The organism is Accumulibacter sp. (genome assembly GCF_016789985.1).
Classification (GTDB): Bacteria; Pseudomonadota; Gammaproteobacteria; order Burkholderiales; family Rhodocyclaceae; genus Accumulibacter.
On the sequence record NZ_JAEUOL010000044.1, the window covers coordinates 1 to 5,488 of the forward strand.

A 5,488-nucleotide genomic window follows, 5' to 3' on the forward strand; every position below is an offset into this window, starting at 1 on the left:
CGTTGTCTTCGAGATCACGGAGACGGCGGCAGTATCCGATTTCTCCGCTGCCCGGACGTTCATGAACGCAGTGCGTGAACTTGGCTGCGAGTTCGCGCTCGACGACTTCGGCGTCGGCTTTTCTTCCTTCAACTACGTCAAGCAGTTGCCGGTGGATTACGTCAAGATCGACGGTTCCTTCGTGCGTACCCTGGTCGATAGTCCGGATGATCAGGTCTTCGTGCGCGCCTTGTCCGAGGTCGCTCGCGGTTTCGGCAAGAAGACCGTGGCCGAGTTCGTCGAGGATGAGCGCGCCCTCAACATGCTGCGCAGTTTCGGGGTTGACTACGCACAAGGCTACTTCATCGGCAAGCCGGCAGCGGAGATTGCCTGACTGCGCTTGGGTTCGCCGCCCTGTCTGGCCTGGTCGGGAGGCGGGGGGAGCCGGTGCTATAATCATCGGCTGACCTTTCATCCCACCCGCTTACCGTCCTCGCAGAATGGCGCTGTATACCCTCGGCATCAACCACCACACAGCCCCGCTGTCGGTTCGTGAGCAGGTGGCTTTCCACGCCGAGAGGGTGCGGCAGGCGCTGACCGACCTGACCCGCCGCAAGCCGGTTCACGAAGCGGCGATTCTTTCGACCTGTAATCGGACCGAAGTCTATTTTGCCACCGAGGTCCCCGAGGTGGCGAGCCAGTGGCTGGCCGAGTACCATCGTCTGGCACGCCAGGAGATCGAACCGTATCTCTACACCTATCCCGAGCGTGCCGCAGTTCGCCACGCTTTCCGCGTGGCGAGCGGGCTTGATTCGATGGTTCTCGGGGAGCCCCAGATTCTCGGTCAGATGAAAGAAGCCGCGCGCCTTGCCGAAGAGGCAGGTACGCTCGGTACGACCTTGCACAAGCTGTTCCAGCACTCTTTCGCGGTGGCCAAGGAGGTTCGTTCGACAACCGCCATCGGGGCCAATATCGTCTCCATGGCTGCTGCCGCCGTTCGTCTGGCCGGGCGCATCTTCGAGCGGATTGCCGACCAGAAGATCCTGTTCATCGGGGCCGGCGAGATGGTCGATCTGTGTGGCCGGCATTTTGCGGCGCAGCAACCGAAGCAGGTGGTGATTGCCAATCGGACGATTGAGCGGGGACTGGCGTTGGCCGGGCGCTTTGGCGGCACGGCGATCCGCCTCGAGGAGGTGGGGGAGCGCTTGTCACAATTCGACATCGTCGTCTCGTGTACCGCCAGTCCGCTGCCGATCATCGGTCTGGGGATGGTCGAGCGCGCGATCAGGCAGCGTCGCCATCGTCCGATATTCATGGTCGATCTCGCCGTGCCACGCGATATCGAACCGGAAGTGGGCGAGATGGACGACGTCTTCCTATACACGGTGGATAACCTGGCGCAGCTGGTCGAGTCCGGTCTCGAGTCGCGCCAGGCGGCGGTGGTTGACGCCGAAGCGATCATTGCCGAGCGGGTCGAGGGTTTCCTGCGCTGGCTGTCTACGCGTGCTACCGTGCCGATCATCCGGTCATTGCGCGATGCTGCCGAGCGGGCGCGTCGGCACGAGATCGAGCACGCACTCAAGCTCCTGGCCAGAGGTGACGACCCGGCGCAGGTGCTTGACCAGTTCTCGCACCGCCTGACCAACAAGTTTCTGCACGCTCCGACGCAGACGCTGGCCCAGGCCGGCAGTGAACGCGACGAGCTGCAGTCCGCCGTGGCCCGCCTGTTCCACTTGCCTAGGGACTTCCACTTCGGCGAGTAGAGTCGGCAGCGACCTGTCCTGCCGCGTTGACGATTTCCCCAGCCTTCCTCTCAAAGTCGAACTTCCATGAACGAAAGCATTCGCGAAAAACTCGATCATCTCACCGGGCGGCTGGACGAGCTCGACCGCATGCTGGCCAGTGGCGAGGCGACTCGCGACATGGACGAATATCGCAGACTGTCGCGCGAACACGCGGAACTCGGCCCGGTAGTGGGTCTGTATCAGACATGGCGGCAGACTCAGGCAGACCTCTCGTCCGGGCTGGAGATGCTGGCCGACCCTGAAATGCGGGAACTGGCCGAAGTCGAGGTTGCACTGGCGAGGGAGCGCCTGCCGGAGATCGAGGGTGAGCTGCAACGGCTGCTCCTGCCCAAGGACATCAACGACGATCGCAATGTGTTCCTCGAGATTCGCGCTGGCACCGGCGGCGACGAGTCGGCGCTCTTTGCCGGCAATCTGTTTCGCATGTACGTGCGCTATGCCGAACGCCGGCGCTGGCAGGTGGAGGTGGTTTCGGCAAGCGTTTCCGACCTCGGGGGCTTCCGGGAAGTGATTGCGCGGATCGTCGGCAATGGGGTCTATTCGAGACTCAAATTCGAGTCGGGTGGTCATCGCGTACAGCGTGTTCCCGACACCGAAACGCAGGGTCGCATCCATACCTCGGCGTGCACGGTGGCGGTGATGCCCGAGGCGGAGGCACTCGAGGAAGTGCAGATCAATCCGAGCGAGATACGGGTGGACACCTACCGTGCCTCGGGTGCGGGTGGGCAGCACATCAACAAGACCGATTCGGCAGTGCGCATCACCCACCTGCCGACCGGGATCGTCGTCGAATGTCAGGATGATCGTTCGCAGCACAAGAACAAGGCGCAGGCATTGTCGGTACTGGTGGCGCGCATCAAGGACATGCAGGAACGTGAACAACACGCCAGCATCGCCTCGACACGCAGGAATCTGATCGGCAGCGGTGATCGCTCGGAGCGCATTCGAACCTACAACTTTCCGCAGGGACGGGTTACCGATCACCGCATCAATCTTACCTTGTACAAGATAGAGGCAATCATGGACGGCGACCTCGATGACCTGATCACTGCCCTGACGGCAGAGTATCAGGCCGACCAGCTGGCCATGCTGGCGGAAGGTGAGTGACGCACCACCGTCCGGGTCCGGCGGCGCACCGGATGGACACATGACCAGCCTCGGCGACGCCTGGCGGCTGGCCAGCGAGCGCATCGACCGGCTCGATGCGCGCTTGCTGGTGCAACAGGTGGCGACCTGCACGCATGCCGATCTGCTGGCGCACGCCGCACGCTGCCTGTCGGTCGAGCAGGTCGCCCGACTCGACAAACTGGTCAGGCGCCGGGCGGCTGGTGAGCCGCTGGCCTATCTTCTGGGCTCGGCTCCCTTCCATGATCGTGAGTTCCTGGTCTCTCCTGCGGTGCTGATTCCGCGTCCGGAAACGGAACTGCTGGCCGAACTGGCAATCGAATGTTTGCGCCTGCTGCCAGCAGCCAAGGTGCTTGATCTCGGTACCGGCTCCGGGGTGCTGGCGGTGACCCTGAAATGTCTGTTTCCGGAGGCGACGGTGAGCGCAGTCGATGTTTCGCAGGCGGCGCTCGACGTGGCGCGGTCGAATGCGCGACGGCATGCGGCCGAGATCAGGTTCCTGCAGGGTGATTGGTACGCGCCGCTTGGCGAGGAGTGTTTCGATCTGATCGTTGCCAACCCGCCGTATGTCGCCGATGCCGACCCGCATCTGGGGCGGGACGGTCTGCCCTTTGAGCCGCAGGTGGCGTTGACCGATGGCATACGCGGTGGCGACGGCCTGAACTGCATCCGGGCGGTGGTCAGCGGCGCGAGCAGGCATTTGTTGCCGGGTGGTTGGCTGCTGGTCGAGCATGGCTACAATCAGGCAACGGCAGTGCGCCATCTGCTGCGCGAAGGAGATCTGTCCGGCCTTGTCACGTGGCACGATCTGTCGCACCTGGAGCGAGTCAGCGGCGGCTGCCTGCGTTGAGCAGGAGCGCCACCGACCGCGATTTTTCCCCAACCATATGATCTACGAGGTTTGATGATGGATGTACAGCAACTGATCAAGGAGCAGGTAACGGCCAACCCGGTGGTCCTCTACATGAAGGGCACGCCGCAGTTTCCGCAATGTGGGTTTTCGGCGGTCACGGTGCAGATTCTTAAAGCCTGTGGCGTGTCGAGTTACCTCAGCGTCAACGTGCTCGATGATCCCGAGGTTCGCAGTGGCATCAAGGAATTCGCCAACTGGCCGACCATCCCGCAGCTCTATGTGCGCGGCGAGTTCGTTGGTGGTTGCGACATCATGCGTGAGATGTATGCCGATGGCGAGTTGCAGAAGCTGCTGGAGGGGCTGGCTGATCCGGTTTGAAAGGCCGGCCACCGAACGACAGGCGACCGGGCGGCTTGCCCGGCCGGGAGCGGAGGAGGGCGTTCCCGTCGCCCTTCTCGGGCCGCTTCCCATGTCGCCGTCTGCGCCGGAGCGTCCGCTGCCTCAGGCTGCGCTGGCCAAGGCTGCCTTGTCGGCAGTCATTTCCTCATAGGCGCGTACCGCTTCGGCGGCATACATGAGGCTTGGACCACCACCCATATAAGTGCAAACGGCGAGCGTCTCCATCAATTGCTGTCGGCTGACGCCCAGGCGAATCAGTGCCTTGACATGAAAGCCGACACAGGCATCGCACCGGCTGGCGACGCCGATTGCCAGGGCGATCAATTCCTTGTCGAGGGCGGACAGGACGCCCGGAGCGAGTGCCGACTTGGCCATTGCATTGAAGCCCTGCATCGTCTCCGGAATGTCGTGGCGCAGCGTGCCGAGGGCTTTCGCGACGTCGTGCGTGATCGTGCTGAAGGATTTGCTCATGATGACCTCATACAGAAAATCAGGAACTGCTAATATACTCTCGGGCCCGTGTGATGGGCAAGCCCTGCATCGTGCGCGCGTCGGCGGTGGTACGGTTTACGCCACTGGACAGGGAGAACATGGCACGCAACCCGGGCGTTTGGCATGGCGCTCCCTGTCGGTCTTGGGCGCGACCTGGCTGCTGTCGGCTTGTGCCGCCTACAGTGGCAGCGGCCTGCGACCCGGAGTGGCGACCGTGGCCCAGGTGGTGGCGACGATGGGTAACCCGGCAATGCGCTGGCAGGATGCCGACGGCAGCGAGCAACTGGCCTATCCGAGGGGACCCTCGGGTCCGCAGACCTTCATGGTGTTCATCGCCCCGGATGGAGGTCTGCAGCGGATCGACCAGGTGCTGAACATGGAACACTTTGCACGCATCCAGCCGGGCATGAGCCAACAGGCGGTGCTGCGCGTGATCGGTCCGCCGGCGCCGCAATGGACCAGCTATTTCAAGGAGCGCAACGAACTCGTCTGGGAATGGCAGTTCTGCGACTCCTGGAACCAGCTCGCGCGCTTCGACGTATTGTTCGATGCGAGCAGCGGCATCGTCCGCACCAGCTATCAGCGGCAGGCGCTGATGGGCTGGAACGGCGTCGCCCCGTTCTGCGGCCAGTGATCGTCGCGCAACAGTCTGGTCTGGCGGGAGTGCTGGCTGCTTTCTGCTGCCGGCTGTCGCGGCTCTCAAGAAACAGAACTGAAGGCGACCGTTTTCATGCGGCTGCCTGCAACGGGTTAATCTGGAAACCGAGCGCGGCGGCGCGGCGCTTGAGTGCGGCGATATTTCGTTGGCGCTGTTGTTCTTCGTAGCGCTGTTGTC

The 5,488-nt window shown here is 63.0% G+C and carries 7 protein-coding genes; 6 read left to right on the forward strand and 1 reads right to left on the reverse strand.

Going from position 1 to position 5,488, the window contains the following annotated elements:
• From JNK99_RS02395 to grxD, 5 genes are all read left to right on the forward strand, one after another.
• A partial coding sequence (locus JNK99_RS02395) for an EAL domain-containing protein (protein ID WP_291848114.1) occupies nucleotides 1-373 on the forward strand: 373 nt, incomplete at its 5' end.
• Between the two features lie 106 nt (nucleotides 374-479).
• Nucleotides 480-1,742 carry a glutamyl-tRNA reductase gene (hemA, locus tag JNK99_RS02400; protein WP_291848117.1) on the forward strand — a complete coding sequence of 421 codons (1,263 nt, stop codon included), beginning with the start codon at nucleotides 480-482 and terminating at the stop codon, nucleotides 1,740-1,742.
• 66 nt (nucleotides 1,743-1,808) lie between these two features.
• The gene (gene prfA / locus JNK99_RS02405; protein ID WP_291848120.1) at nucleotides 1,809-2,891 is read left to right on the forward strand and encodes a peptide chain release factor 1; all 1,083 of its coding nucleotides are present in this window, start codon (nucleotides 1,809-1,811) and stop codon (nucleotides 2,889-2,891) included.
• A 40-nt stretch (nucleotides 2,892-2,931) separates the two neighbouring features.
• Nucleotides 2,932-3,759: a peptide chain release factor N(5)-glutamine methyltransferase gene (gene prmC / locus JNK99_RS02410; protein WP_291848123.1), complete on the forward strand. Its 828-nt coding sequence runs from the start codon at nucleotides 2,932-2,934 to the stop codon at nucleotides 3,757-3,759.
• 57 nt (nucleotides 3,760-3,816) lie between these two features.
• On the forward strand, nucleotides 3,817-4,140 hold the full coding sequence (gene grxD / locus JNK99_RS02415) for a Grx4 family monothiol glutaredoxin (RefSeq protein ID WP_291848132.1): 324 nt from the start codon (nucleotides 3,817-3,819) through the stop codon (nucleotides 4,138-4,140).
• A 123-nt stretch (nucleotides 4,141-4,263) separates the two neighbouring features.
• On the opposite strand, the gene JNK99_RS02420 is transcribed toward grxD, so the two are convergent.
• Nucleotides 4,264-4,632, reverse strand: coding sequence for a carboxymuconolactone decarboxylase family protein (locus JNK99_RS02420; protein ID WP_291848127.1), 369 nt, complete (start codon nucleotides 4,630-4,632; stop codon nucleotides 4,264-4,266).
• Between JNK99_RS02420 and JNK99_RS02425 the strand changes: the two genes are divergently transcribed.
• Complete coding sequence (locus tag JNK99_RS02425) at nucleotides 4,631-5,287, forward strand: hypothetical protein (protein ID WP_291848130.1); 657 nt, start codon at nucleotides 4,631-4,633, stop codon at nucleotides 5,285-5,287. The two genes, JNK99_RS02420 and JNK99_RS02425, sit on opposite strands and share 2 nt — an antisense overlap.
• The last annotated feature ends 201 nt before the right edge of the window (nucleotides 5,288-5,488 follow it).